Source organism: Lactiplantibacillus paraplantarum, assembly GCF_003641145.1.
Taxonomy (GTDB): Bacteria; Bacillota; Bacilli; order Lactobacillales; family Lactobacillaceae; genus Lactiplantibacillus; species Lactiplantibacillus paraplantarum.
The window spans coordinates 1741071-1765974 of the sequence record NZ_CP032744.1; the positions used below are offsets into that span (position 1 = coordinate 1741071).

The window sequence follows — 24904 nt, forward strand, 5'->3', positions numbered from 1 at the left end:
ACCCTCCTTTACCGTGTCATGATCGCCACCATTTTCTTCGCAAACCCGGCATCCGTGATGGCATAAATAGTTCGTTTATTCCCGGTAGCCGTGTTTAACTCTGCTTTAGTAAAGGTATCGATCACTGGAACATCATAAGATTGGGCCTTATCATGGAATTTTTTGGCAGTCGTGGGACCGGCATCGCTAGCAATAAAGACTAGTTTAGCCGTCTGATTACGAATTGCGGCCAAGGCTAAATCCTCACCCGTAATCTGCTTGCTGGCACGCCGTGAAAGGCCCAGTAGGTTTAAACAAGCTTCGTTAGGCGTCATTACCGAAAAGTTCCTTTCGGGCTTGTTGATGATCAACATACGCCACTAACTCATCGTAAAAGTCCGCGTCAACTTTAATACCAAACGCCTTATCAAAAGTCTTTTCCTGTTTGGCGCGTTGCGCAACCGCTACGTCTAACGCGATGTAAGCACCGCGACCCGGCTTTTTACCGGTCGGATCAACGGATACTTCATCTTGCTTATTCTTAACGACCCGGACTAAGTCTTTTTTGGGATGCATTTCACCCGTCACAATGTCCTTTCGTAACGGCACTTTTCTTTTTTTCATAATCCCAGACCTCCTTTAGTTACTTCACTCACTTAGCAACCAACTTATTCAGCATCACTCGCTGGTTCATCAACGGCTGCTTCTGAATCAGTCACCGGTACTGCTGCTTCGGACGTTGCTGCTTCATCATTACTGGCTTCACTCGTTGCTGTTGTTGGTACTTCCTCAGTGGTTGCTTCTGGGGCCGTCTCAGCAGCGGCAATATCATTCGGGTTTGCATCCATTATATCAGAAGCTTCGGTTTCCGATTTAATATCGATCTTGAAACCAGTCAATTTAGCAGCTAAACGGGCATTTTGACCACGTTTACCAATGGCTAATGACAATTGATAGTCAGGAACGACCACGGTACAACCCCGCTCATTTTCAGGATCGAAAATAACATCTAAAACTTCAGCAGGATTCAATGCATTGGCAATAAATACAGCCTGGTCATCCGTCCATTCAACGATATCCATGTTTTCACCATGTAACTCGTTAACAATCGTTTGAACCCGCTGTCCTTTAGGACCCACACAAGTTCCGACGGCATCAACATTCGGATTATTAGAACGGACCGCTACTTTAGCCCGGTCACCAGCTTCGCGAGCAATGGAAACAATCTCGACGATGCCATCAAAGATTTCGGGAACTTCTTGTTCAAACAAACGTTTCAACAAATCTGGCGCTGTTCGCGAAACAAACACTTGTGGCCCCTTGGTCGCGTTTTCGACCTTAGAAACGTAGACCTTAATTTTATCATGAATCCGGTAAACTTCACCAGGCAACTGGTCTGAACGTCCCATAACAGCTTCTACTTTACCTAAGCTGACGTAAACAAACCGATTATCTTGACGTTCCACCTCACCAGTCACGATTTCATTTTCATACTGGCTGTATTCATCATAAATGATTCCACGTTCAGCTTCACGAACTCGCTGCATGATAACCTGCTTAGCTGTCTGCGCCGCAATCCGACCAAAGTTCTTAGGTGTTACTTCAAACCGAATATCATCACCAATTTCGTAAGCTCGGTTGATGGCTAATGCATCTTGCAAACTAACTTCCAAACGTGAGTCGAAGACGTCTTCGACAACTTCTTTGACCGCGTAAACGTGAATATTACCCTTAATCTGATCAAAGTCAACTTCAACGTTTTGAGCCTGACCATAATTACGCTTGTAAGCTGATACTAACGCCGCTTCCAACGCTTCGATCACAACTTCTTTTTTGATGCCCTTTTCTGATTCGAGGGTGTCTAAGGCCCCTAATAATTCCTTGCTCATGTGTAGACTCCTTTACTTATTTAGAACTTTACCGCTAAACGGGCTTGCGAGATTTGTTCCCGGTTAATCGTCACTGTTTTATGACGTGTCTTATCCATGTAATCAACGGTTAACGTCGCCGGCGTCACGGCCGTCAAGTCACCTTCAAAAACCTTCTTGCCATCTAATTTCTGATATAGCCCAATGTGCACATACTTACCGATAGCATTTTGATAATCAGCTTCCTTCTTCAGGGGCCGCTCCGCACCTGGCGAAGAGACTTCTAAGAAATAGGCCTGTGGAATTGGATCAGGATCCATGGTATCTAACTTTTCACTAAGTTCATCACTAACCATTGCACATTCTTCAATATTAATGCCGCCCGGCTTGTCAATATAAATTCGCAAATACCAGCTTTGACCTTCGCGAACAAATTCAAGATCCACGAGTTCAAATTGGTGTGCGCTGACAATGGCTGCGGCCACTGGCTGAATGGTTTCAACAACGTTATTGCTCAAGGCTGTGCCTCCTATTCAGATTAGTCCAATAAAAAGAGTGAGCATCGCTGCTCACTCGTTAACGAGTTTTAAATTACAACCCATATATTAGCACAATTATCTAAGAACCGCAAGTTTACGCCATTTATAGCATTCAAATGACCATTACGCTGATTAACGGCTAGCCACGCTTTTAAGTGACAGAAAGCCTGTCAAATCACAGTTTGTCACCATAATTCGTTGGCAACGATGATGATAGCCCGCGGTCGTATCAAATGAGCCGTTCACCTTAAAGTTTCATCAACTTTTAACAAAGCCGGGCACAATGACTACTAAAACAAGGATAATTGATTTTCATCTGGCAAATCGCTTAACACACTATTTTCAGTCATAAAATCGATTAACCCCTTTGAAACTTTGCCGCGCTTAGATAAATCTTCCTTCGACAGGAACGGTTTATCTGCGCGGGCCGCCACGATCTGTTTGGCAACGTTCAAGCCCAAACCTGGTACTGCCCGAAATGGGGCAATCAATGTATCACCATCAATCAGCCAGTCCGAAGCATCCGATTTTTCAAGATCGACCATTGAGAACTTAAAACCCCGCTCTAGCATTTCATTGGCTAATTCTAAGACCGTTAGTAAGTTTTTCTCTTTGGCACTGGCATCCATTCCTTTATCAGTAATGGCTTTCATTGATGCCTTGACAGCTTCTTTACCGTGAGCCATCGCGACCAGATCAAAATCATCTGCCCGAACTGAGAAGTATGCCGTGTAATAGATCAACGGGAAGTACACTTTAAAGTAAGCTACCCGTAGTGCCATTAAGATATAGGCCGCCGCATGGGCCCGCGGGAACATATACTTGATCTTTAGACAAGATTCAATGTACCAATCCGGGACGTCCGCATCTTTCATCGCTTGTTGCCACTCATCCGGGATCCCACGACCCTTCCGCACGTGTTCCATAATTTGGAAGGACATGTCAGACTCCATGCCATAATGAATCAAGTCGGTCATGATGTTATCCCGACAACCGATAACTTCAGCCAGTGTAACCGTCCCATCCTTGATCAACTCTTCAGCGTTTCCTAACCACACGTCGGTCCCATGTGACAATCCAGAAATCTGAAGTAATTCATTAAAGGTGGATGGGTGGGTTTCTTCAAGCATTCCCCGCACAAACCGCGTCCCAAATTCAGGAATTCCAAGCGTCCCCGTCTTGGAAAAAATTTGGTCTTCTGTGACCCCTAAAACCTCGGGGCTCGAAAAAATCTTCATGACGTGCGGATCAACCGGCGGAATACTTTCAGGTTGCACGCCGGACAAATCTTGCAACATCCGAATCATTGTCGGATCATCATGTCCCAGAATATCGATTTTTAAAATATTATCGTGAATCGAATGGAAATCAAAGTGGGTCGTTTGCCAGGCCGCACTCTGGTCATCGGCTGGATACTGAACGGGCGTGAAATCATAAATATCCATGTAATCCGGCACAACGATGATACCGGCCGGATGTTGACCAGTCGTTCGTTTGACGCCAGTCGTTCCCTTTGCTAATCGGTCAACTTCCGCCGAACGAAGTGTTTGATTCGTATCCCGTTCATACGCCTTGACGTAGCCATAACCGGTCTTATCAGCAACCGTACCGATTGTCCCAGCCCGATACACATTTTTCTCACCGAACAAGACCTTGGTGTAATTATGGGCAATGGGTTGGTAGTCTCCTGAGAAGTTTAAATCAATATCTGGCACCTTGTTGCCGTAAAAGCCTAAGAACGTTTCGAAGGGAATGTTTTGCCCATCACGCACCATGTCAGTCCCACATTCAGGACAATCCTTAGGTGGTAAATCGTACCCTGACCCATATTCGTTATTCGTATAAAAATGCGAATATTGGCAATTGGGGCAACGGTAATGCGGTGGCATCGGGTTCACTTCAGTAATCCCAGACAAGGTCGCGACGATACTAGAACCGACCGACCCCCGGGAACCAACCAAATACCCGTCTTTATTACTCTTAAACACAAGCCGTTGCGCAATCAAATAAATCACTGAGAACCCATTGCCAATAATACTTTTAAGTTCTTTATCGACCCGCTTTTGAACGATTTCAGGTAATGGATCCCCGTACCACGCATGGGCCCGATCCATTGTTAATTTTTCAATTTCCGCCTCGGCACCCTTCATTCGTGGCGTATATAGTTTGTCCTTAACTGGCCGCACAATTTCAAATTGATCAGCAATCGCCCGTGGTGTCTCAACCACGACTTCGTGGGCCGTATCTGCGCCCAAGAAATCGAAATCTTTAAGCATCTCATCCGTTGAGCGGAAATGCACATCGGGACGTTCAGTTCGATTTAACGGATTACCTGGTTGTGAATGTATCAAAATTTTACGATAAATTTTGTCCTCAGGATTCAGATAATGGACGTCGCCCGTGGCAGCAACCGGAATATTCATTTCATGGCCTAGTTCGACCATGTTACTGATAATTTCTTCCAGATGGGCCGTATCCGCAATTAAGCCACTCTCAATCAGTGCCGAATATGCAGGTTTCGGTTGCACTTCCAGAAAGTCATAATAACCAGCCTTTTGACGGGCCTCCGCTTTTCCCTTTTGCATCATCGCAGTAAATACTTCACCACTGGAACAGGCCGAACCAACTAAAATACCATCACGATACTTATTTAAAATACTACGTGGTACGCGTGGCACACGGTAATAGTACTCAACATTCGATAAGGAAATAATCCGGAAAAGGTTTTTTAACCCAGCTTGCGTCTGTGCATAGAGCGTCGCATGAAATGGCCGGGCATGGCGATACGCCGCATTCTCATTCATATGGTCGTTCAATTGATCATGGAACTGGACCTTATAGCGCTCTTCAGCATCCTTCAAGAAAAGATGATTCAAATGTCCAGTTGTCTCCGCATCATAGATCGCGCGGTGATGGTGTTCCAGATTAACGTTGAATTTCTTGGCTAACGTATTCAGCCGGTATCCACGCAAATTCGGGTATAACCACCGTGCTAACGTCAACGTATCAATAATTGGATTCGTGATGGGCCCCATATGATGTCGTGCATAGCCCGTGTTCATAAAGCCAATATCGAATGTCACGTTATGCCCGACAACGATCGCATCGCCATAAAATTCTCGGAATAGTTTAAAAACTTCTTCTTCCGATTTAGAACCCCGCACCATGTCATCAGTGATACTCGTTAGATTAGTGGTCGTCTCAGAAAGATGGAAACCGGGATCAATAAATTCTTCAAATTGATCAACGACGTTCCCTTTGACCATCTTGACCGCTGACAGTTCAATCACCCGATCATAAATAGCAGAAAGCCCCGTCGTTTCGGTATCAAAAATCACATAAGTCGATTCCTTTAAATCAACATGGGCATCGTTATAGGCAATCGGGACACCGTCATCAACCATGTTGGCTTCAACACCGTATAAAATTTTGATGTTGTTTTTTTCGCCAGCCGCAAAAGCTTCTGGAAACGCCTGCGCTCCAGAATGGTCCGTAATGGCAATTGCCGGATGACCCCACTTAGCGGCTTGTTTCACATAATCACTAACACTATTAGTCGCGTCCATCTGACTCATATTAGAATGCAAATGTAATTCGACCCGTTTGTCATCCGCTGGTGCAGTATCTTGACGGCTCGCATGCGACGTTTCGTTGATATCGTACGCATTAATCGTCAAATCACGCATAAAACTATCTTCTTGGACGGAGCCGCGCACGCGAACCCACATACCCGGTTTCAAGGCCGCAAACTGAGCTTCATCATCAGCATTCCGTGAGAACTTTTTGACGACCATTGATGAACTATAATCCGTGACCTTTAGAATCAATAGTTGCCGCTGTGACCGAAGCGTACGCACTTCCATGTCGAAGACGTAGCCTTCCACAATGATTGATCGTTCTTCTTCGGTAATTTGAACCATTTGTTTCGCAGGCTCCTGTGGATTGATTTGCTTTCCCAATTGAACGGGACCCTCAATTGGCGCGGGAGCATCAGCTTGTTTTTGACGTTTTTCATTAGCTTTCTTGATAGCCGCTTCCGCTTTTTGTGCAAGTGCCTGGTCAGACTTCGCCTTTTGCTCATGAAACTCTTTGATTTTGGCCTGAGAAGCACTCTCATCGATCATGGTGTGGACGGAAAACTTCGGAAAGCCCAGACGATGATACGTACTTTCAATGGGTCCCAGAGCTTGATTAGTCAGAAAATTTTGAATGACTTCATTTTCAGCTAATAAAATGACACGCCCATCTTCATAAGTCGGCACATTGCTATTACACAACGATTGAACTAATGGCGACTTGATGCCGCTGTGTTGAACGATCCATTCCCAGTATTCAGCCAGCTCACGACCATTGACTTCCGTGTCATCGGTCGCAATTGTAAACGTCACTCGTGCGATGTCTTTAAAGGCAATTTGGAGTTTGTTTTGAAAAGTCATAAATTGTGTATATGGTAAAACGTGTTGGAAATGCAGATGAAATTCCCAAACTTTGGAAGCTTGATGAACGGTCAACTTATCGATCATCGCTTCTGTAAATTCAGGACCCGTTGGCATTTCAATTTGTTCGAGCAATTTCTCAAACATTTCTTGTTGATTTAAACTCACCAGTGGTCCTCCTTTTGTTAATTGGACTCAGTTGATAATACCTGCGTTGCGCTGGTTAATCTGGCATGAATTATGATTAGCATCGACCGATTGTCAGCATACGCGCCTTCAAAAATGGCTGCTGACCTTAATAATCGGCCAACGATCATAATGCATACTAATGATAACTAGCACTAACTTAATCTAAATAATCCTCAGTGAACGTTCAAGTCGTTCGCTTGAAACGTTACTATTTTATCACAGTCTGCTCACTGAGCCACGTGATTAATCGGCCAACAAAAATCACCTAGTCAACGAACTTCAACCAGGTGATTGTTGTTGGCGACTAACCACGGGTAGTTGCCGTATTTTTATTTCACAAAATCCTAATCAATGTTTTTCAACAAGACGGCCAAATTATTGGCAATTTCTTCCTGCTTAACTTCCAAAGTTTCACCAGTCTGACGAAGTTTGATTTCAACAATTCCTTCACTGGCTTTCTTCCCAATCGTGATTCGTGCAGGAATTCCCATTAAATCAGAATCAGCAAATTTTACACCAGGCCGTTCCTTACGATCATCATACAACACATGATACCCAGCGGCTTCTAGCTGCGTTTCAACTTGATCAGCAACTTCAACTTGATCAGCCTTCTTCGGGTTAACCGGAATGACGTGCACGTCAAACGGCGCAATCGCTTTAGGCCAAATCAAACCATTTTCATCAGCCCGTTGTTCCGCAATCGCTGATAACAACCGTGAAACGCCAATTCCGTAACATCCCATGATTACTGGAATATTACGACCATTAGCATCCAAGACTTCCGCGTGTAAGTCTTTCGAATAACGCGTACCTAGCTTGAAAATATGTCCAATTTCAATTCCCTTTGTAAACTTCAAGACGCCGGCACCATCTGGTGATAATTCCCCCTCTTGAACAAAGCGAATATCGACGTAATCTTCAGCATGAAAATCCCGTTCTGGGTTAACATTCGTGAAGTGGTGGCCATCTTCATTGGCCCCGACCGTAATGTTAGCCATGTCTTTGACATACTGATCAGCAACAATTTTCACATCATCACTAACATTGACCGGACCAAGTGAACCGAAGCTGGCCCCAAGATATTGTTGCGCCTGTTCTGGTGTTGCCATATCTAAGAAATCAGCACCAAGATAATTCTTCAATTTAACATCATTGACTTCATGATCGCCACGAACCAATGCCATTACTGGTTGATCATCCGCAATGAACAGAATGCTCTTAACTAGCTGATCAGCCCCCACCTTCAGGAAGTCCGCCAAGTCTTCAATGGTCCCAACTCCAGGCGTGTCAATCTTTTCCATATCCTTCAACGAAGCGTGCGACTTTTTAGGAACATACAAGCTCCGAGCCATTTCTAAGTTGGCCGCATAATCACTCGCATCCGAGTAAACGATCGTATCTTCACCAACCGGTGCGATTGCTGAATATTCACGAGAATCTTTGCCACCCATGGCACCACCGTCACCAATAATCGAACGGAACTTCAAACCGACCCGTTCAAAAATATTTTGATAAGCTTGCGCCATCGCTTGAAATGTTTCATCTAATGACGTCTCATCCGCATGGAACGAATAAGCGTCCTTCATGATAAACTCACGCCCACGGAGTAACCCGTAACGCGGGCGGTCCTCATCACGATACTTAGCTTGAATTTGATACAACGTCAACGGCAACCGTTTATATGATTTGATTTCATCACGAACAATTGAAGTAAACGTTTCTTCATGTGTAGGGCCTAAAATAAATTCCCGGTCATGCCGATTCTTCAGTTTGAACAATTCTGGACCGTACGTTTCATAACGTCCAGTTGCTTTCCACAGCTCAGCTGGGATGACTGCTGGCACTAGCATTTCAGCCGCATCAATGTTTTCCATTTCCTGACGGGTAATTTTTTCAATATTTGTTAATACCCGGTAGGCCAATGGTAGATAGGCGTACATTCCCGCTGAAATCTGGCGAATATAGCCAGCCCGTAGCATCATTTGATGACTCAAGGCCTCCGCATCATTAGGCACTTCCTTGAGGGTTGGGATTAACAGTTTCGATTGTTTCATCTACAAATCTTCTCCTTATTGTTTCAAATTAAACATCACTTAGAAGAAATACCGTTGAATATCATTCCAAGTTACTAGAATCATTAATAACATCAAAAGGCCAAATCCAATCAAGGTAATGACACTTTCCGTTTCCACTCGTAGTGGCTTACCTCGAATGCCTTCAACAATGTTTAATAATAGTTTACCACCATCAAGGGCTGGAATTGGCAATAAATTGACAATTCCGAGGTTGATCGATAACACAGCCAGCAAGTAAATCACAGTGCGCACACCAGATTTAGCCGCTTGAGAAGTCGTTGCAAAGATTGCCACGGGCCCCCCTAAATCATTCAAACTAAAACCATGGGTAACCATCCGCCCGAGCACTTGAAAAATCTGCTTCGTGATTCCCCACGAGCCAGTAAACCCATATGCCAACTTAGCACCTAGACTCGTATCCGTCTTAGTGGCCCATTGGACCCCAATTTGACCGATTCGATTACCAGAAACCGTCTTTGCAGCGGGCGTGACTGCAATTTTTTTAGTCTGTCCCGCCCGTTTGATGGTCAACTTTAATTGTTGCTTGGGGCTGTCCTGAATCAATAACGAAATTGATTGCGCACTCGTCATTTTTTTACCATTTACGGCCACAATCTGATCACCCTTTTGAATGCCAGCTTGTCGTGCGACTGAGTGAGCCGTTGTCGCTGCAACGTGGGTCGTCGTACTGGTGACCCCCCCTTGCATAAAAGCTAAAATGGCAAAGGTAATGATGGCCAGAATGAAATTATTCATCGGACCAGCAAAATTGGTCAACATACGTTGCCAAAGTTTGGCCGATTGAAACTGAACGTCGACCGGGGCAATTTGAACTTCAGTCCCGTCACTTTCCACAATGGTCGCATCATGATCGACAGAATATCGTTTCACTTCAGTTTCGTCACCATTTTCGTAACCTTCGATCCAGAGTTCTTTTTCTAGATCAGTGGCCGTTACCGATAGCGGAATTCCATTGAACAACGTTGTTTTTTTACTAGCATTGATCGAATGAACAATCCCATCCTGACCGACTTGCAAGCTTACTGGTGTCCCTGGTTTGAGTTCTTCATCCTCATCATCGGCGACACCTGCCATCCGCACGTAGCCCCCAATTGGTAAAAACCGTAACGTATAGGTCGTGGCATTACGACGAAACGCGACCGCCTTGGGCCCCATCCCGACAGAAAATTCACGCACTAAAATTCCAGCCTTTTTGGCGAAGTAAAAGTGCCCAAACTCATGGACGATGACCAAGATACCGAAAACGATAATGAACGTAATAATTGTAACGATCAATTAAGCGCTCCTTTCTCCCGCGTTTCGGGTATTCAGCTTAAAAGAGGCCGAATAAATGTGCGATTGGAAAAACTAATAACATACTATCAAAACGGTCCAAAATTCCACCATGGCCTGGCAAAATCTTACCAGAATCCTTAACACCATAGTACCGTTTTAAGGCCGATTCAACTAAATCACCAAACTGGCCGACCACTGATAAGACGAGGGTGATTAACACCATACTTACCACACTTGCATAACCAACATGGAAACCAATGGCAAACGCACTGGCAACAATCACGCCAATGACGCTACCCCCAATACAGCCTTCCCAAGTTTTATTGGGGCTGATGGGTGTCACTTTGTGTCGACCAAGCTTGCGGCCAACCATGTAAGCACCACTATCCGTCAACCAGACAATGAACATCAAGAATAATAACATGTAGACACTCACACCCCGAGCAGCGGTGAAGTAGTTAAAGCCCATGCCAATGTATAACACACCTAACGTCAACATTCCGGCATCATCAAACGAGAATCGGTTGCGTGACCAAACCGTGTGCAATAGTAGTAAAATCACTAAAAAGTAAACCACGTATTCCTTATTGAGTTGATCCGGTAACCCATTGAACCATTTGTTAGGCGCAATTTGAATCATTACTGCCAACATGCTGACAATCGCTTCAAATGAAATCAGCAACTTTTTACGCATCACGAGTAATTCACTCATCGCAATGGCACCTAGTAACATAGCCACAATATCCAAGGTAATCCCACCAACAAAAATGACTGGGATAAATAAAATTAACGCAACGACCGCCGTGATGACTCGTTGTTTCATACTGAAAACTCCCCTTTATTTATGATCCGACAACCCGCCAAAACGGCGATCACGGCTTTGAAAATCCGCTATGCACGCCTGAAGAGTCGTCGCCGTGAAGTCTGGCCACTTAACATCCGTAAAGACCAGTTCACTGTACGCAATTTGCCACATTAAGAAATTTGAGATTCGTTCTTCACCACTGGTTCGAATCAATAAGTCAGGATCATTGTATGGCGCAAGTGGTGCCGTCATCAGTGCTGCGTCGATGGTTGCATCATCAATATCATCAACCGCCAATCGACCATCCTGCACCTGCCGTGCGATCTTTTGCACTCCGGTCACGATCTCAGCCCGTGAACCATAGTTGAGGGCAAAGTTTAGCACCATCCCGTCACAATCCTTAGTATCCGCAATCGCATCTTGAACTGCCTTTTGGGTGGCGGCTGGTAGACGATCAACATAACCCATGACTTGCACCCGAACGTTATTTTTGATCAAATCTGGCACAAAAGTGTCAAAAAAACTTACTGGCAATTGCATCAGATAATTCACTTCATCAGTCGGTCGCTTCCAGTTTTCGGTTGAAAACGCATAGAGCGTCAATACTTTCACGCCCACATCACTTGCGGCAATCGTAATCTTCTTGACGGTATTCATACCTTCCTTATGGCCAGCAATGCGTGGTAAATGCCGTGACTTGGCCCAGCGACCATTGCCATCCATAATAATGGCGACGTGTGCCGGAATTCGATTAGGATCCAATTGCACGTCCGTTTTATCTGCAGGATCATTCTTATTAAAAAAAGCGAACAAGGCGCACCTCCATAAAAATAGCTTAACTATGCACTATTTTACCAAAAAAAGCACTAATTAACTATTCGTCAACAAAAAAAGGCTTGAATTTCTCCAAGCCTTAATAAATTGGTCAGTCATTAACCTTCCAAAATTTCTTTTTCTTTGTCGGCAACAATCGCGTCAACGTCCTTACCCGCTTGATCCGTTAACTTTTGGGCTTGGTCTTCTAACTGATGTAACTGGTCGTCAGTGAACTGACCAGCTTTATGGCCCTTCTTCAAGGCTTCCATTGCATCACGACGCACGTTTCGAACGGCGACCTTGGCGCGTTCACCTTCCGCCTTAACGTCCTTGGCAAGTTCTTTCCGCCGTTCTTCCGTTAATTGTGGAATAACTAGCCGAATCGCCGACCCGTCGTTAGCTGGACTAATCCCGAGGTCTGACGCTAAAATAGCCTTTTCGATTTCTTTAAGGGCACTCTTATCAAAAGGGGTCACCATTAATACCCGTGGTTCCGGCACCGTAATAGCTGCCATCTGATTAAGAGGCGTCTGAGTGCCATAATAATCTGCAGAAATCCGATTCAATAATGACGCGTTCGCCCGGCCAGCCCGAATATTACCAAGCTCACGCTGTAAAGCGGCTTCCGCCTTCTTCATCCGTTCCTGTGCTTCTTTTAAAATTGGTTCTGTAATTGCCATATTATTTCCCCCTGACTGTTGTCCCGATGTGTTCACCGGCGACGACTTTCCGAATATTACCAGGTTCATTCAAGTTAAAGACCACGACAGGAATATCGTTGTCCATTGATAATGAACTAGCTGTTGTATCCATAACTTGCAAGCCTTTGTTGATAATGTCGAGATGCGTAAGTTTATCAAATTTAACCGCGTTAGCATCCTTATTAGGATCAGCTGAATAAACACCATCGACCCCATTTTTAGCCATGAGGATGGCGTCAGCATTGATTTCAGCAGCTCGTAATGCCGCAGTTGTATCCGTTGAGAAGTATGGACTCCCAGTACCACCGGCAAAAATAACAATCCGACGCTTCTCAAGATGGCGCATTGCCTTTCGCCGAATGTATGGTTCCGCGATTTGACGCATTTCAATGGATGTTTGAACCCGGGTCGGCACACCAATTGATTCAAGATTATCTTGGAGTGCTAAGGCGTTCATAATGGTAGCCAACATACCGATATAATCAGCTTGCGCCCGTTCCATACCCATCTGTGCGCCAGCTTCACCACGCCACATGTTGCCACCGCCAACAACGATTGCAATTTGAACGCCCATATCATAGACGTCCTTGAGTTCTTCTGCCACCGTTTTAATGACGGGTGGATTGATGCCAAAGCCCTTTTCACCAGCTAAGGCTTCACCACTAAGTTTTAGGATCACACGCTTATATTTAACTTCCGACATCGTTTTGTCCTCCTCGAAATTATCTGTCTATTATTTTACCATATATTTGAATAAGCGTTTGGTTGTCAGCCATAAACCACGGGAAAATTAACCGAATTCTCTTTTTAAAGCGACTTCAACCCGTTACTTTACAAAAAGGGACTACGCCGAAAATTGCTTTTCGTCGTAATCCCCAATTAGCTAATTCTTTAACTAGTAATTAGTCTTTAATTTGGTTCATAACTTCGTCGATAAAGTTATCAGCCTTCTTTTCGATTCCTTCGCCAACTTCAAAACGAATGAATGAATTGACCTTGCCACCCTTTGATTCAACAAAGTGAGCCACAGTTTGGTCAGAATCCTTAACAAATTCTTGGTCATCCAAGCTGATTTCTGAAAGCCACTTGTTCAAACGGCCTTCAACCATCTTTTCAACGATCTTTTCAGGCTTACCTTCATTTAAGGCTTCTTTAACAAGAACGTCCTTTTCATGAGCTAAGCGATCAGCAGGGACTTGTTCACGGTTAACGTATTCAGGATTGATGGCAGCCACGTGCATAGCCACGTCCTTAGCAGTCGCACCGTCAGCGCCATCTAAGACAACTAACGCCGCAATTTGACCACCATTATGAATGTATGAGCCAAAGTTTTGATCAGCACCCTTTTCAACAACTTGGAAACGACGTAAGCTGATCTTTTCACCAGTTACTTGAGTCGTTTCGATGACATCGTCTTTGACCGTGCCATTAGCCGTCTTTAAAGCTAAGGCATCGTCAACTGAAGCAGGTTCTTCTTCAGCAATTTTATCAGCAACTTCAGCCACTAAATCCTTAAACTTGTCAGTTGAAGCAACCGAGTCAGTTTCACAGTTAATTTCAACAATGGCAGCTTTGTTGTCTTTGATGGCAACGGCAGCAATGCCTTCAGCGGCAACTCGGCCACTCTTCTTTTCGGCCTTGGCAACCCCTTTTTCACGCAAAACGTCAACGGCTTTTTCCATGTCGCCTTCAGTTTCAACTAACGCCTTTTTAGCGTCCATCATACCAACACCGGTTTTATCACGAAGTTCTTTAACTTGTGCTGCAGAAATCTTTGCCATAGTTTACTCTCCTTTGAGTATCTTGATTTTAAATAAAAAGCTGCCCGTCAAATCAGGCCGTAATGGTCCGCGATTTTTAGGCAGCCTAATTATTTCAATTAATTATTTGTCTGACTTAGCGTTATTGTCGCCTTCAACGGCTTCAACGATGTCTTCCAATGAGTCAACGGACTTCTTAGCGTCCTTGCTATCTTTGAAAGAATCTTCAGTAACGTCTTCGTCTTCACCTTGACGGCCTTCAATGACAGCATCAGCCATCTTAGAAGTAATCAAGCGAACGGCACGAATTGCGTCATCGTTTGATGGGATGATAACATCAATGTCATCTGGATCAGTGTTGGTGTCAACCATGGCAACGATCGGAATGTTCAACTTTTGAGCTTCCTTAACCGCAATTTGTTCCTTACGAGGATCAACGATGAAGACAACATCTGGAATCCGAGGCATATCTTCAATACCACCCAAGAATTTTTCAAGCTTGGCACGTTGCTTCATTAACAATGAAACTTCCTTCTTAGGTAAACGTTCGAAGGTCCCATCAGCTTCCATCTTCTTCAAGTCTTTAAGCCGTTTGATCCGAGTTTGAATCGTATTCCAGTTAGTCAAAGTCCCACCTAACCAACGATGGTTAACGTAGTATTGACCAGCACGGGTTGCTTCTTCTTCGATTGAGTCTTGGGCTTGCTTCTTAGTCCCAACAAACAAGATAACGCCATCATCAGCTGCAGCGTCCTTCACGAAGTTGTAAGCTGAATCAATCATCTTGACCGTCTTTTGTAAGTCAATGATGTAGATGCCGTTCCGTTCCGTAAAGATGTATGGTTTCATCTTTGGGTTCCAACGACGAGTTTGGTGACCGAAATGGACACCGGCTTCAAGCAATTGTTTCATAGAAATAATAGCCATAATAAATGTGCCTCCAAAAATTTGTTTTATTCCTCCCCACTGCTCAACTAACTATGACACTCTCCCGAGCACCGCCATAATTATCCCAGTAGGTGTGAATTGGTTTTAACACCGAAAATTAGTATACCGAAAATCACTAGTGCTTGCAAGCAATTTCATCAATAATTTGTGAATTGGGTAAAGTGTGTTAAAATACAATCTCGCATAGGGGGCTCACTTAATAATGATAAAAGCCATCATTTTTGACCTTGACGATACGTTATATGATCAAAAATCACCATTCACGACTGCGCTAACCAAAACTTTTAACCAGCGTTTAAGCGATCCTGAATTGGCAGAAATTTTTAATCGGTTTCATGATTTTAACGACCGCACCTTCAATCAGGTGACGGACGCAGCCATGAGCCTAGAAGCCTGGCAAACAGCCCGTATTCGGCATGCTCTGGCACCCATTACTGGGCGTATCAGCATGGATTGGGCGATCCAATTTGAAATGGCCTATCAACAGGCCTTAAACCACATTTGTCTCTTCAATGGTCTCGCCGCAACGTTAACCAAGCTTAGCCACGCTTTCAAAATTGGTATCATCACAAACGGGCCGGCACCCATTCAGCATCAAAAATTACATCAATTACAAATTGAACATTTTGTGCACCCAGATAATATTTTCATTTCTGAAGAATTGGGCATTGCTAAACCAGACCCGTCGATTTTTACCACCTGGGCTCACCAGGTTGGCATTAAAGCCAACGAGGCCGTTTATGTCGGCGATAACGCCGCATTAGATATGACCAGCGCTAAACACGCCGGCTGGCAGACTTTTTGGTTCAATCACCGGCAAAATGAGCAGATGACGCCCAGTGTGATTCCGGATCAAATTATCCAGAGTCCAGCGGAATTAAACGAGCTACTACTAGCTTTAGTACAAGCTGCTAGTGCATCATAGTTGTATTACTCAAGACTTTGTATCATCAGTAATTAAAGCACTACTCAAAGAAGTCGCCCTAGCTGAACTCTAGGGCGACTTCTTTTGGTGATACCCTTCGCTACCATCCTAACCAGCGAATCCTAAGTCACAGTAATTTTGTTAGTTACGCAACTGTTGTTAGTGAAAATGAACCTGGTACGAATACAAAAAGGCGCTACTCATCTGAGTAGCGTCTTTTTTATCAATTATTGTCGAGATTAGTCAAACTTAACTTGCGTATCAGCTTTACCAGTTTCGATGAATTGCTTGTTGCTGTTCATTGAAACGTGCACCATGTTGTGAACGGCAGTTTCTGTGTAGAAGGCCGTATGTGGTGTAATCAAAACGTTGTCGCGGTTGAACAAGTTCATGAAGACCTTGTCATCAATCGTTTGACCTTCAAGATCCTTGTTAAAGATCTTAGTTTCGTATTCATACGTATCAAGAGCGGCACCGGCAACTTTGCCACTGTCTAAGGCTTTGATCAAGTCTTCTGAGTCGATGAGCGTCCCACGAGCAAAGTTCAAGATGTAGGCGCCATCTTTCATCTTACTGAAGGCATCCGCATTCAACATGTGGTAGTTATCCTTCAATGCAGGAACGTGTAACGTAATCACATCAGCTTGGGCGTATAATTCGTCCAAGGTGTCAACGTACATGCCTTCCTTTTCAAGTTCAGCATTCCGGTAAACATCGTAACCGATAACCTTAGCGCCGAAACCTTTGAAAATATCGATGGCAGCACGGCCAATCCGACCAGTACCAATAACACCAACAGTCATGGTGTTTAATTCCTTGGCAATATCTGGAGCCCAACGGAAGTCTTGCTTAGCTAACTTCTTGTTGAACAATGGCGTTTGGCGTAATAATTGCATCAATTGCGTTACTGATAATTCAGCAATCGCATTTGGTGAATATGCAGGCACGTTAGAAATGTTTAAGCCACGCGCTTTAACAGTAGGAACGTCCAAGTTATCAACACCAACGTTACGAAGAGAGATGTTCTTAACCCCTTCGTCGGCTAACTTGTTTAATACTTCAGCAGTATAGTCCTTTTGTTGGTATACATCGGCACCGTCGAAGCCCTTAGCTAAGTCAACGTTGTCTTCAGTAAGTAATTCTGGAACTAATTTAACTTCAACATCTGGGTTTTCTTTCATCCAAGTATCGAAGAATGGACGTTCGTCATCACGTACAGCATATGCAATAATTTTCATTACAAAAATTCCTCCTATATATTGATACAGTAAATATTATAACAGTAAATGCCAGAAATAGAATCATTAATTGTGAAAACTTCGCTAAATTTTTACATCGTGAGCTGACAAGTAATTTAGCTTGGCAGCTCTCGATTGGTGTTTAAAGGCGTATTCGGCCTTCAACGCACTTGATTTGTCATTGAAAGTTTCATGATAAATTAATTGCAAGGGGCGCCGTGATTTTACACGTGTGTACTTAGCACCTTTGCCAGCGTTATGTGTTGCTAACCGGCGTTGTAAGTTATCCGTAAAACCACCGTACAACGTCTGGTCAGCACATAACAATACATAAAAATAATATTTTTTCGTTGCGGCATCGACCGTAACAGTCTTATCAATCTTCGCCATAAAGTAGCGTGTGCACCTCTTCTCCATACTCACCATTATCTTGATATACCACAAGCGGCGGCATAATCCGAACGCCGTTGGCCTTGCCGTCTTTGATCATTTCAATCAACACCATATTGGCTTCTCGCCCAGCCTTAGGATGTACAAATCGAATGCGTTTGGGTGCCAACCGATTCCTAGCCATTGCGATGAATAGATCATCCAGCCGCTCGGGACGGTGAACGAAATAAGCCTTACCATTCATTTTTAGTAAATCACTACTCACAGCCAAAATTTGATCTAGATTGGCCGATAATTCATGACGCGCAATTGCCAGATGTGGATTGGGATTTTTAACACTTTGGGGCTGATCTTTAAAATATGGTGGATTACACAGGACCGTGTCCACCGAATCTTTCGGTAATTGTTGCGTGATTGCCAGTAAGTCTTCGTTTAGAACCGTCATCTGGTGTGTTAAATGGTTCAAGGTAACACTTCGTTGCGCCATGTCCGCCAACCGTGGTTGAATTTCCACGGCTGTAATGTGACCGCGAGTCTTGGCGCTGGCAAACAATCCCACGGCGCCGTTACCAGCACAGAGATCCACAATCTGACTGTTAATCCCCTTCGCAACTTGCGCAAAGTCCCCCAGTAAAACGGCATCCAGTGAAAATGCAAACACTTGAGAACTCTGAATAATTTGAATATCTTTACTATATAATTGATCAATACGCTCATCAGCGTGTAACGTGACGTCGGCCATACTCGGCCACCCCCTCCATTAAAATCATCGCAAAGCTATCATACAATTAACTTGCAGAATTTGCCAAATTTCGTCATACTGTGAGCAGTTAGTAAACGAAAGGAAGATCGTGATGTTTTATTCTTTTATGCGCGGACTAGTCCGACTGATCATCACCATAATTAACGGTCGGCCCCGCTATCAAGGACGTGCCAACCTTCCTGAGGGCGCCTACATCTTAGTTGGCCCACACCGAACATGGTTTGATCCTCTATACTATGCCTTAGCCGGTAGTCCAATGAAGTTTAGTTTTATGGCTAAGGAAGAATTATTTAAAAACCCTGTTTTGCGGTACATTCTCGTCCATGCCAATGCTTTTCCTGTCAACCGCCAACATCCTGGACCCTCCGCGATCAAGACCCCTGTCAAATTCTTGCGAAGCGGAAAACTCTCACTAATTATGTACCCTTCAGGAACGCGACACTCACAAGAACTCAAGGGTGGCGCGATAGTTATTGCCAAAATGGCTGGTGTGCCCCTCGTCCCAACTGTTTACCAAGGGCCATTGACCTTCAAACAGCTCTTCAGTCGACAACGCGTCACTGTCCGTTTCGGGGAACCCATCTACATTGATCGCAAACTTAAACTAGATGATGCCGGTCAGAAGCAAATTGAAACTAAAATGCTCAGTGCTTTTGACCAGCTGGATCACCAAATTGATCCAACGTTCAAATACATTGATCCCGCAACAACTAATTCTAAGCGCCAATAATACAATAAAAAAGTGTCGGTAATCGCGATTGCGAACCGGCACTTTTTTATTATCAATACTACTTACTATCGTTTTTAGAAGCAGCTTTCATTGAATTTAACATCTGGTGCAATTTCTTTTCGGATGGGCGTTGACCCATTTGCATCATCATGCTCCGAAGCATTTCTTCACTAATAGGTGGATTTTGCTTCAAATAGTTTTGCATATAATGCCGGGCACCAAAGAAGCCACCAGTTAACCCAACTAATACGCCGATAACGACGATTAAAATCCAAATTCCAGTAGACACAGTCATTCCCCTCCCTTATTACAGTCTTCATTAAACTAGTCTACACAAATTAATAATAAAAGAAAAGGAAAATTTGTCAGTTGACAAATTTTCCTGAAATCGGTTAATCATCCCGCAGGCCGCGATCACGTTGTACCTGGCGAACCTTTTCGGGCGTAACCTCTTTACCATCTTTATCATAAACTTGCAGCATCTCAACTTGTTGCCGGAACCCGGCCCGAAATTCCTGCAAGTATTTTTGCCGTAACTCTTGCCGTTCCGCTTCTTCCAACTCGGTGAGGCCCTCGGCTTTCGCCTTATGAGCTAACTCATTGATCCGAGCAAGCAATTCTTTTGAAATCAAAGTAGCAGCCCCTTTCATCAATGCAATATACACGAAAATAGACCGTAAATCAATTAATAGCGTTTGTCAACCGAACATTTGTTTGAAAGCTGTGAAACGCTATGCTACAATTGGTTTAACCAATAATGAAAATAATAAATGAGGTGCCAAGATGAGTAAAACATCGGAAAGCAAACAAATGGCCGTTCTTCGTTTTATTTATGAACGCGTCAATGAAAAAGGATATCCGCCAACTGTTCGTGAAATTGGGGAAGCCGTTGACTTATCTTCGACTTCGACCGTTCACGGCCATATTTCACGACTTGAAAAGAAGGGTTACATTCAAAAAGACCCTACCAAGCCCCGCGCCATTGAAGTAACGCCCGCTGGCTTCGAAGCCTTGGGAGTCGAAACCACCCCGCATCAAATTCCAGTCCTCGGAACCGTGACCGCTGGACAACCCATCTTAGCGGTTCAGGAAGCCACAGACTACTTCCCGATCCCTAAGGAATTAGAATCATTCGGTGGTGATTTATTCATGCTAACGATTCGAGGCGAAAGTATGATCAATATCGGCATCATGAATGGTGATCAAGTTATTGTCCGTCGTCAAAGCTCAGCTGACAACGGCGACATCATCATTGCGATGACCGATGAAAATGAAGCGACGTGCAAACGTTTCTTCAAAGAAGCCGATCATTACCGCCTCCAACCCGAGAATGATACGATGGCGCCAATTATTTTGAACAACGTCTCCGTCCTAGGTAAAGTTGTTGGTTTATACCGCGACATGCTTTTTCAATAAGTATTAATGATCAAAAAGATGACCTTAGCCGTCATCTTTTTTTATTACCACGGTTCTTACTCACTTATTTCCCGCGTAGCGCAATTTTATAAACATGCGTTATAAATACTTTTGCCCTTCACGTTGTGCAAGCCGTGACAAAGTTGTCGTTGCCAGAAATTCACGGCCCCATGCCGGATTAGTCTTACTGTAATCGCGCAACGCCCAACCAATCGCCTTTTGAATAAAGAAATCTTCATCGCATTGATTGCTTAAAATGGCCGTCCGTAAATACTGAACATTGGTTTGTTGCTGCCAACCTAACTGTAACGTAATCCCCACACGCCGGACCCATTTGTCAGTAGCGCGCAAGTACACTGGTCCTTCTTGCTCTAAGCAACCGTGCTTCAGAATGTACGTTGCGAGTACTTTACGCCACGCATCAACACTATCCCACCACGGCGTCACTGTAAGTTGCTGCTGACACCATTGATACTGAGCCGGTGTTAGTCGGCGCAGATTGGCCAGCGCAAGGTCAATTGCCACGTACTGATACTCGCGATAGGGTTGTTGATAATAAAAAGCTAGCCAGTGCTGTAACTGATGTGTCGTTAGTTGGTAGCTCGCCTGACGAATCGGTCGTAACAGTTCCCTGCGCTCCGGACTTTTAACCCCCAGAAACTGAAACTGGTCACGCATGTACTTAGCCATCGGTGCCTGATTTTCAAGATGACTGGGTAAAAAAAGTGGTGGTGTCGTCAACAAATTAGTCATTTTGTCCCCTCATTTTCAAAATATTTTAATTCGGTATCAAACAGCCAATAGTTCAATGGTATAATAATTATATTATTTCAAACATTGGGAGTTGGTTACATGTTGTTCCTAGCCATTATGGGCTTGATTGTTTTTCTATTAGCTTTATTTTCCGTGATTTATGCACGTCAAACCGGTGGTGGTTGGAAATTTCTAACGTTCATAACGGTCTTAAGCGCTGTGGTCACTATTTATGCTGTTATCAAACTACCGTATTGGCCTTACAACCAGTCACAGCACACTACCAGCAAAGCAGCATCAAGTGCTAAAACTAGTGCAAGTACTAGCAAATCAAAATCGACGAGCTTAAGTTCCTCACAGGTTATTTTCAACGAAGGTAGCGCTAAACAAGCTGCAGCAACTACTAAGTTAAACGAAGAAAACATTCTTAAACAGCTGCAAGCGAACTATCAGTCAATCGGGACGGTCGCATTTACGAAAGCAACCAAAACTTATACGATCACCCCAACCGGCAAAAAATACGTCAAATCTTTAAAAACAATCAAGTCATATCCGTCACAAAATCAAAAAGCCATCACGACAATTACTTCAAACTTCAAGTCCTTGTCTAAGTCACTTAAAAAGAATCTAGCGGCTGGTTACACCATTCAACTGCTACAGCCAGATACAACTGATAAAACCTTACTTAGTGTTAAAGATGGCCAAATCATCACTAATAATTTCAAATAACAAAAGCACTTGCCTAGCAATTTTGCTAATAGCAAGTGCTTTTTTATTAAGCCTCGCGATCCAGGTATTGACGTTGCTCAGCTTTTTGTCCGGTTAGCACAAAGCGGTGTGGATCATCCGCAACTGACACAACCTGATCTTCAGCTTGCCATTGCAGTTGTTGATTAAATAATGTCTCATATTCCGCGACACTGACTCGTCGACGACGGGCTAAACGTTGCGGTAAGCCAGCGTCCAAGCCCAATTGATAATCAGGCTGGAGTTCACCAGTATAAAACTCCCCCTCCGCACCAGAGCCATAACTGAATAGTCCTAATTGGTCGCCCGGCTGTAACTGCGGATCTGTTAATAATTGCGATAACAAGCTTAAATAGAGTGACCCAGTATACAAGTTGCCCACTTGCCGGTTCAACTGACGCGCATGCTCAAAATGAGCCAGCCAGCGTTTTTGCTGGTCATCATCGACTAGTGGCAAAGCGCTCCGAAGTGCCTTAAGACCCATTTTTGTATATGGCAAATGAAAAACTAACGCCGTCATCGCTTCTGGACGTGTGTGCGTTGTTTTCAAGTAATCTTTAAAAACATCTTGGAAATAGTCAATATAAATATTAGATGAATATTTACCGTCAACTAGGGCTTCTGTATGGTACAACGGGCGCCAGAAATCCATTACATCGGCACTAAGTAAACTAGTCGTGGTCCCCAGTGCCAACACCTGCGGATCAGCGCTAATTAGCATGGCGACCGCCCCGCCACCCTGAGTCGGTTCTCCCGGTGTGTTCAGCCCATAACGAGCCACATCACTACCAATAACTAGGGCCTTCTTATCTGGATGAATCCGAATATGATCCTGGGCCAGCTGAATACCAGCAGTCGCAGCATAACACGCTTCCTTCATTTCAATCGTACGAACGCGTCGATTCAATCCCAACAATTTAGCCACGTATATGGCACTCGCTTTCGAATTATCAATACCCGATTCAGTCCCTACAACTACTAAATCAATGGCGGCAATATCTTCAGCCGTTAGCATTGGTGCTGCGGCATTCGCCGCGAGCGTGACTGCATCCTGACTAGGTGGGATCACTGCCATCTTGGACTGACCGATACCAATCAAATATTTATCGGGCTCAGCCTGACGTGCTACCGCCAACTCAGCCATATCAACGTATAAATGCGACGTTGCAAAGTGCAACTTATCGATTCCAACTTTCAAGTGTTTTCCTCCAATTTGTTAATAACAATAACGGATTAATAGGCATTTCCCAGTGGTCCTAAGTAATGAAAATCTGGATCAGATCCAAGCCGATAGCAACTGAATGCACGGCTGAGTTCATTATGAAAAGTAACGACGATTGCAGGCGTTGCCCAAGTGGAGGCCGCCCAAAAGACAGTGTCATCAAACTCCCGCCTATCATTTGGATACCGGTGATAACCTTGAACGTTATCCCATATGGTGCCATGCGTATTTAACCAATCCTCTGCTAGCCCCGCTTCAACCTGCGTCATGACGTCTTGATTATCATCGATCAAACACGCTAGTTTTTTCCAATCCAATTGCCAATCATGTATGCGCGGGGTCGACCCGCGTGTTCCTAGCGGCGTATGTGTTAATACTATCGGTGTCAAATCGACAAAATCCACTTGAACCACCCCGTTCGTTAATCATCCTAAGATTTCTCAACTATTATATCATTTTGCCATAAAAATATTGTAAGCAATTGCTTGACCTGGGACGGGTTCCATAATCTATGCTGAATTCAAATAACGGTAGTTAAAGTAATTATTTAAGTAAGGAGTGCGTTAATATGTGGTTTTTACGTCATCATGATCAGACTAGAGTTCAAGCCCCAGTCGCAGGTATTTATCAGACCATCCCCACAGTCGCCAACCCACAACGAATGGGTTTACTTGCCATGCAGCCAACGGACGCTGTGATTAACGCCCCACTGGATGGTGACATCATTAGCTTGTCATCATCCAGGGTCTCCTTCAAAGCACTCAATGGCCAGCGCTTTGAACTTCGTATCGACACACCAGACTATCAAAACAGCTGTGATTGGCAAGTCCGGATTGGTGATTCTGTCTCGCCACTAACCATCTTAGGCACACTCAATGGCAACTTGGCAAGTATCATCATATCCATCTACCGGATTGACTCAATACCCGCGACCAACTTAGTGACGGCAGCCAACGACTAGTTTGATACTTTAGATTCAACATCCCCGTTCGGTGAGCTTAACTGTCATATTCGCAAAGTAATCTGTTAGCTGATCAGGTACGCCAATTACAAAACAGCGCTTGCGTCATTAACTTGCAACTTCGTATGGCCTTCTTTTTATAGAATTCCACACAAAGCTGCTTTTTTTGCCCTGCTGACAAATTGAAATCATTAAGTGTCATCGCATACGGTAACACTCAATATAAAATTGAACCACAGCAGTGTTTACTAGCGTCTTAATTGACTAGTTATCGCGAATCCATTACAATTTTTGTGACTCGATAATTGATTGCTTTATACCTTAATTCGGGCTATGATATTCATACT

26 protein-coding genes are annotated in these 24904 nt (G+C 44.1%); 5 read left to right on the forward strand and 21 right to left on the reverse strand.

The genetic code is table 11. The features are described from left to right. Positions 1-8: 8 nt before the first annotated feature. The 13 genes from LP667_RS08365 to rpsB all read right to left on the reverse strand — a co-directional run bounded on the left by LP667_RS08365 (position 9) and on the right by rpsB (position 15391). Positions 9-314, reverse strand: a complete 306-nt coding sequence (locus LP667_RS08365) for a L7Ae/L30e/S12e/Gadd45 family ribosomal protein (RefSeq protein ID WP_021730806.1) — start codon at positions 312-314, stop codon at positions 9-11. Next, positions 304-603: an RNase P modulator RnpM gene (gene rnpM / locus LP667_RS08370; RefSeq protein ID WP_021730805.1), complete on the reverse strand. Its 300-nt coding sequence runs from the start codon at positions 601-603 to the stop codon at positions 304-306. Before rnpM ends, LP667_RS08365 begins: the two co-directional genes overlap by 11 nt. 44 nt (positions 604-647) lie before the next feature. After that, positions 648-1868: a transcription termination factor NusA gene (nusA, locus tag LP667_RS08375; protein ID WP_021730804.1), complete on the reverse strand. Its 1221-nt coding sequence runs from the start codon at positions 1866-1868 to the stop codon at positions 648-650. Positions 1869-1888: 20 nt separating this feature from the next. After that, a complete protein-coding gene (gene rimP, locus LP667_RS08380) occupies positions 1889-2365 on the reverse strand; it encodes a ribosome maturation factor RimP (protein ID WP_021730803.1) in 477 nt (158 codons plus the stop codon). A 311-nt stretch (positions 2366-2676) separates the two neighbouring features. Further along, positions 2677-6990 (reverse strand): PolC-type DNA polymerase III, encoded by a 4314-nt coding sequence (locus tag LP667_RS08385; RefSeq protein ID WP_021730801.1) that lies wholly within the window; start codon positions 6988-6990, stop codon positions 2677-2679. Between the two features lie 365 nt (positions 6991-7355). Beyond that, positions 7356-9065 carry a proline--tRNA ligase gene (locus LP667_RS08390; protein ID WP_021730800.1) on the reverse strand — a complete coding sequence of 570 codons (1710 nt, stop codon included), beginning with the start codon at positions 9063-9065 and terminating at the stop codon, positions 7356-7358. A gap of 39 nt (positions 9066-9104) precedes the next feature. Continuing rightward, positions 9105-10382: an RIP metalloprotease RseP gene (gene rseP, locus LP667_RS08395; RefSeq protein WP_021730799.1), complete on the reverse strand. Its 1278-nt coding sequence runs from the start codon at positions 10380-10382 to the stop codon at positions 9105-9107. A gap of 37 nt (positions 10383-10419) precedes the next feature. Then, a complete protein-coding gene (locus LP667_RS08400) occupies positions 10420-11205 on the reverse strand; it encodes a phosphatidate cytidylyltransferase (protein ID WP_021730798.1) in 786 nt (261 codons plus the stop codon). A gap of 15 nt (positions 11206-11220) precedes the next feature. Next, a complete protein-coding gene (locus LP667_RS08405; protein ID WP_021730797.1) occupies positions 11221-12000 on the reverse strand; it encodes an isoprenyl transferase in 780 nt (259 codons plus the stop codon). Positions 12001-12119: 119 nt separating this feature from the next. Beyond that, positions 12120-12683 carry a ribosome recycling factor gene (frr, locus tag LP667_RS08410; RefSeq protein WP_021730796.1) on the reverse strand — a complete coding sequence of 188 codons (564 nt, stop codon included), beginning with the start codon at positions 12681-12683 and terminating at the stop codon, positions 12120-12122. A 1-nt stretch (position 12684) separates the two neighbouring features. Beyond that, entirely contained in the window at positions 12685-13407 is a 723-nt protein-coding gene (gene pyrH, locus LP667_RS08415; RefSeq protein ID WP_021730795.1) for a UMP kinase, read from the reverse strand. 199 nt (positions 13408-13606) lie between these two features. Beyond that, positions 13607-14485, reverse strand: coding sequence for a translation elongation factor Ts (tsf, locus tag LP667_RS08420; protein WP_021730794.1), 879 nt, complete (start codon positions 14483-14485; stop codon positions 13607-13609). 102 nt (positions 14486-14587) lie between these two features. Next, positions 14588-15391 (reverse strand): 30S ribosomal protein S2, encoded by an 804-nt coding sequence (rpsB, locus tag LP667_RS08425; protein WP_021730793.1) that lies wholly within the window; start codon positions 15389-15391, stop codon positions 14588-14590. Between the two features lie 223 nt (positions 15392-15614). On the opposite strand from rpsB, the gene LP667_RS08430 reads away from it, so the two are divergent. After that, on the forward strand, positions 15615-16337 hold the full coding sequence (locus LP667_RS08430; protein WP_021730792.1) for an HAD family hydrolase: 723 nt from the start codon (positions 15615-15617) through the stop codon (positions 16335-16337). A 239-nt stretch (positions 16338-16576) separates the two neighbouring features. On the opposite strand, the gene LP667_RS08435 is transcribed toward LP667_RS08430, so the two are convergent. The 3 genes from LP667_RS08435 to LP667_RS08445 all read right to left on the reverse strand — a co-directional run bounded on the left by LP667_RS08435 (position 16577) and on the right by LP667_RS08445 (position 18707). Next, positions 16577-17575: a D-2-hydroxyacid dehydrogenase gene (locus LP667_RS08435; RefSeq protein WP_003640741.1), complete on the reverse strand. Its 999-nt coding sequence runs from the start codon at positions 17573-17575 to the stop codon at positions 16577-16579. Between the two features lie 84 nt (positions 17576-17659). Then, complete coding sequence (locus tag LP667_RS08440; RefSeq protein ID WP_021730791.1) at positions 17660-17965, reverse strand: GIY-YIG nuclease family protein; 306 nt, start codon at positions 17963-17965, stop codon at positions 17660-17662. Further along, positions 17952-18707, reverse strand: coding sequence for a tRNA1(Val) (adenine(37)-N6)-methyltransferase (locus LP667_RS08445; protein WP_021730790.1), 756 nt, complete (start codon positions 18705-18707; stop codon positions 17952-17954). Before LP667_RS08445 ends, LP667_RS08440 begins: the two co-directional genes overlap by 14 nt. A gap of 112 nt (positions 18708-18819) precedes the next feature. On the opposite strand from LP667_RS08445, the gene LP667_RS08450 reads away from it, so the two are divergent. Next, a complete protein-coding gene (locus LP667_RS08450) occupies positions 18820-19458 on the forward strand; it encodes a lysophospholipid acyltransferase family protein (RefSeq protein WP_021730789.1) in 639 nt (212 codons plus the stop codon). 58 nt (positions 19459-19516) lie between these two features. Here the strand turns inward: LP667_RS08450 and LP667_RS08455 are convergent, their stop codons facing one another. Next, a complete protein-coding gene (locus LP667_RS08455; protein WP_080235722.1) occupies positions 19517-19753 on the reverse strand; it encodes a YneF family protein in 237 nt (78 codons plus the stop codon). A gap of 97 nt (positions 19754-19850) precedes the next feature. Next, positions 19851-20108, reverse strand: coding sequence for a DUF896 domain-containing protein (locus tag LP667_RS08460; RefSeq protein ID WP_021732289.1), 258 nt, complete (start codon positions 20106-20108; stop codon positions 19851-19853). Positions 20109-20241: 133 nt separating this feature from the next. Between LP667_RS08460 and lexA the strand changes: the two genes are divergently transcribed. Then, positions 20242-20874: a transcriptional repressor LexA gene (gene lexA / locus LP667_RS08465; RefSeq protein ID WP_003640747.1), complete on the forward strand. Its 633-nt coding sequence runs from the start codon at positions 20242-20244 to the stop codon at positions 20872-20874. 99 nt (positions 20875-20973) lie between these two features. Here lexA and LP667_RS08470 read toward each other — a convergent pair whose 3' ends face one another. After that, a complete protein-coding gene (locus LP667_RS08470; protein ID WP_021732290.1) occupies positions 20974-21627 on the reverse strand; it encodes a DNA alkylation repair protein in 654 nt (217 codons plus the stop codon). Between the two features lie 99 nt (positions 21628-21726). Here LP667_RS08470 and LP667_RS08475 point away from each other — a divergent pair, with 99 nt between their 5' ends. Next, the gene (locus LP667_RS08475) at positions 21727-22356 is read left to right on the forward strand and encodes a hypothetical protein (RefSeq protein WP_021732291.1); all 630 of its coding nucleotides are present in this window, start codon (positions 21727-21729) and stop codon (positions 22354-22356) included. Positions 22357-22402: 46 nt separating this feature from the next. On the opposite strand, the gene LP667_RS08480 is transcribed toward LP667_RS08475, so the two are convergent. Together LP667_RS08480 and LP667_RS08485 are read right to left on the reverse strand one after the other, a co-directional pair. Further along, positions 22403-23572: a hydroxymethylglutaryl-CoA synthase gene (locus LP667_RS08480; protein WP_021732292.1), complete on the reverse strand. Its 1170-nt coding sequence runs from the start codon at positions 23570-23572 to the stop codon at positions 22403-22405. 35 nt (positions 23573-23607) lie between these two features. Next, positions 23608-24000, reverse strand: coding sequence for a hypothetical protein (locus LP667_RS08485; protein ID WP_021732293.1), 393 nt, complete (start codon positions 23998-24000; stop codon positions 23608-23610). Between the two features lie 164 nt (positions 24001-24164). Here LP667_RS08485 and LP667_RS08490 point away from each other — a divergent pair, with 164 nt between their 5' ends. Further along, positions 24165-24557 carry a hypothetical protein gene (locus LP667_RS08490; RefSeq protein WP_021732294.1) on the forward strand — a complete coding sequence of 131 codons (393 nt, stop codon included), beginning with the start codon at positions 24165-24167 and terminating at the stop codon, positions 24555-24557. Positions 24558-24904 lie beyond the last annotated feature (347 nt).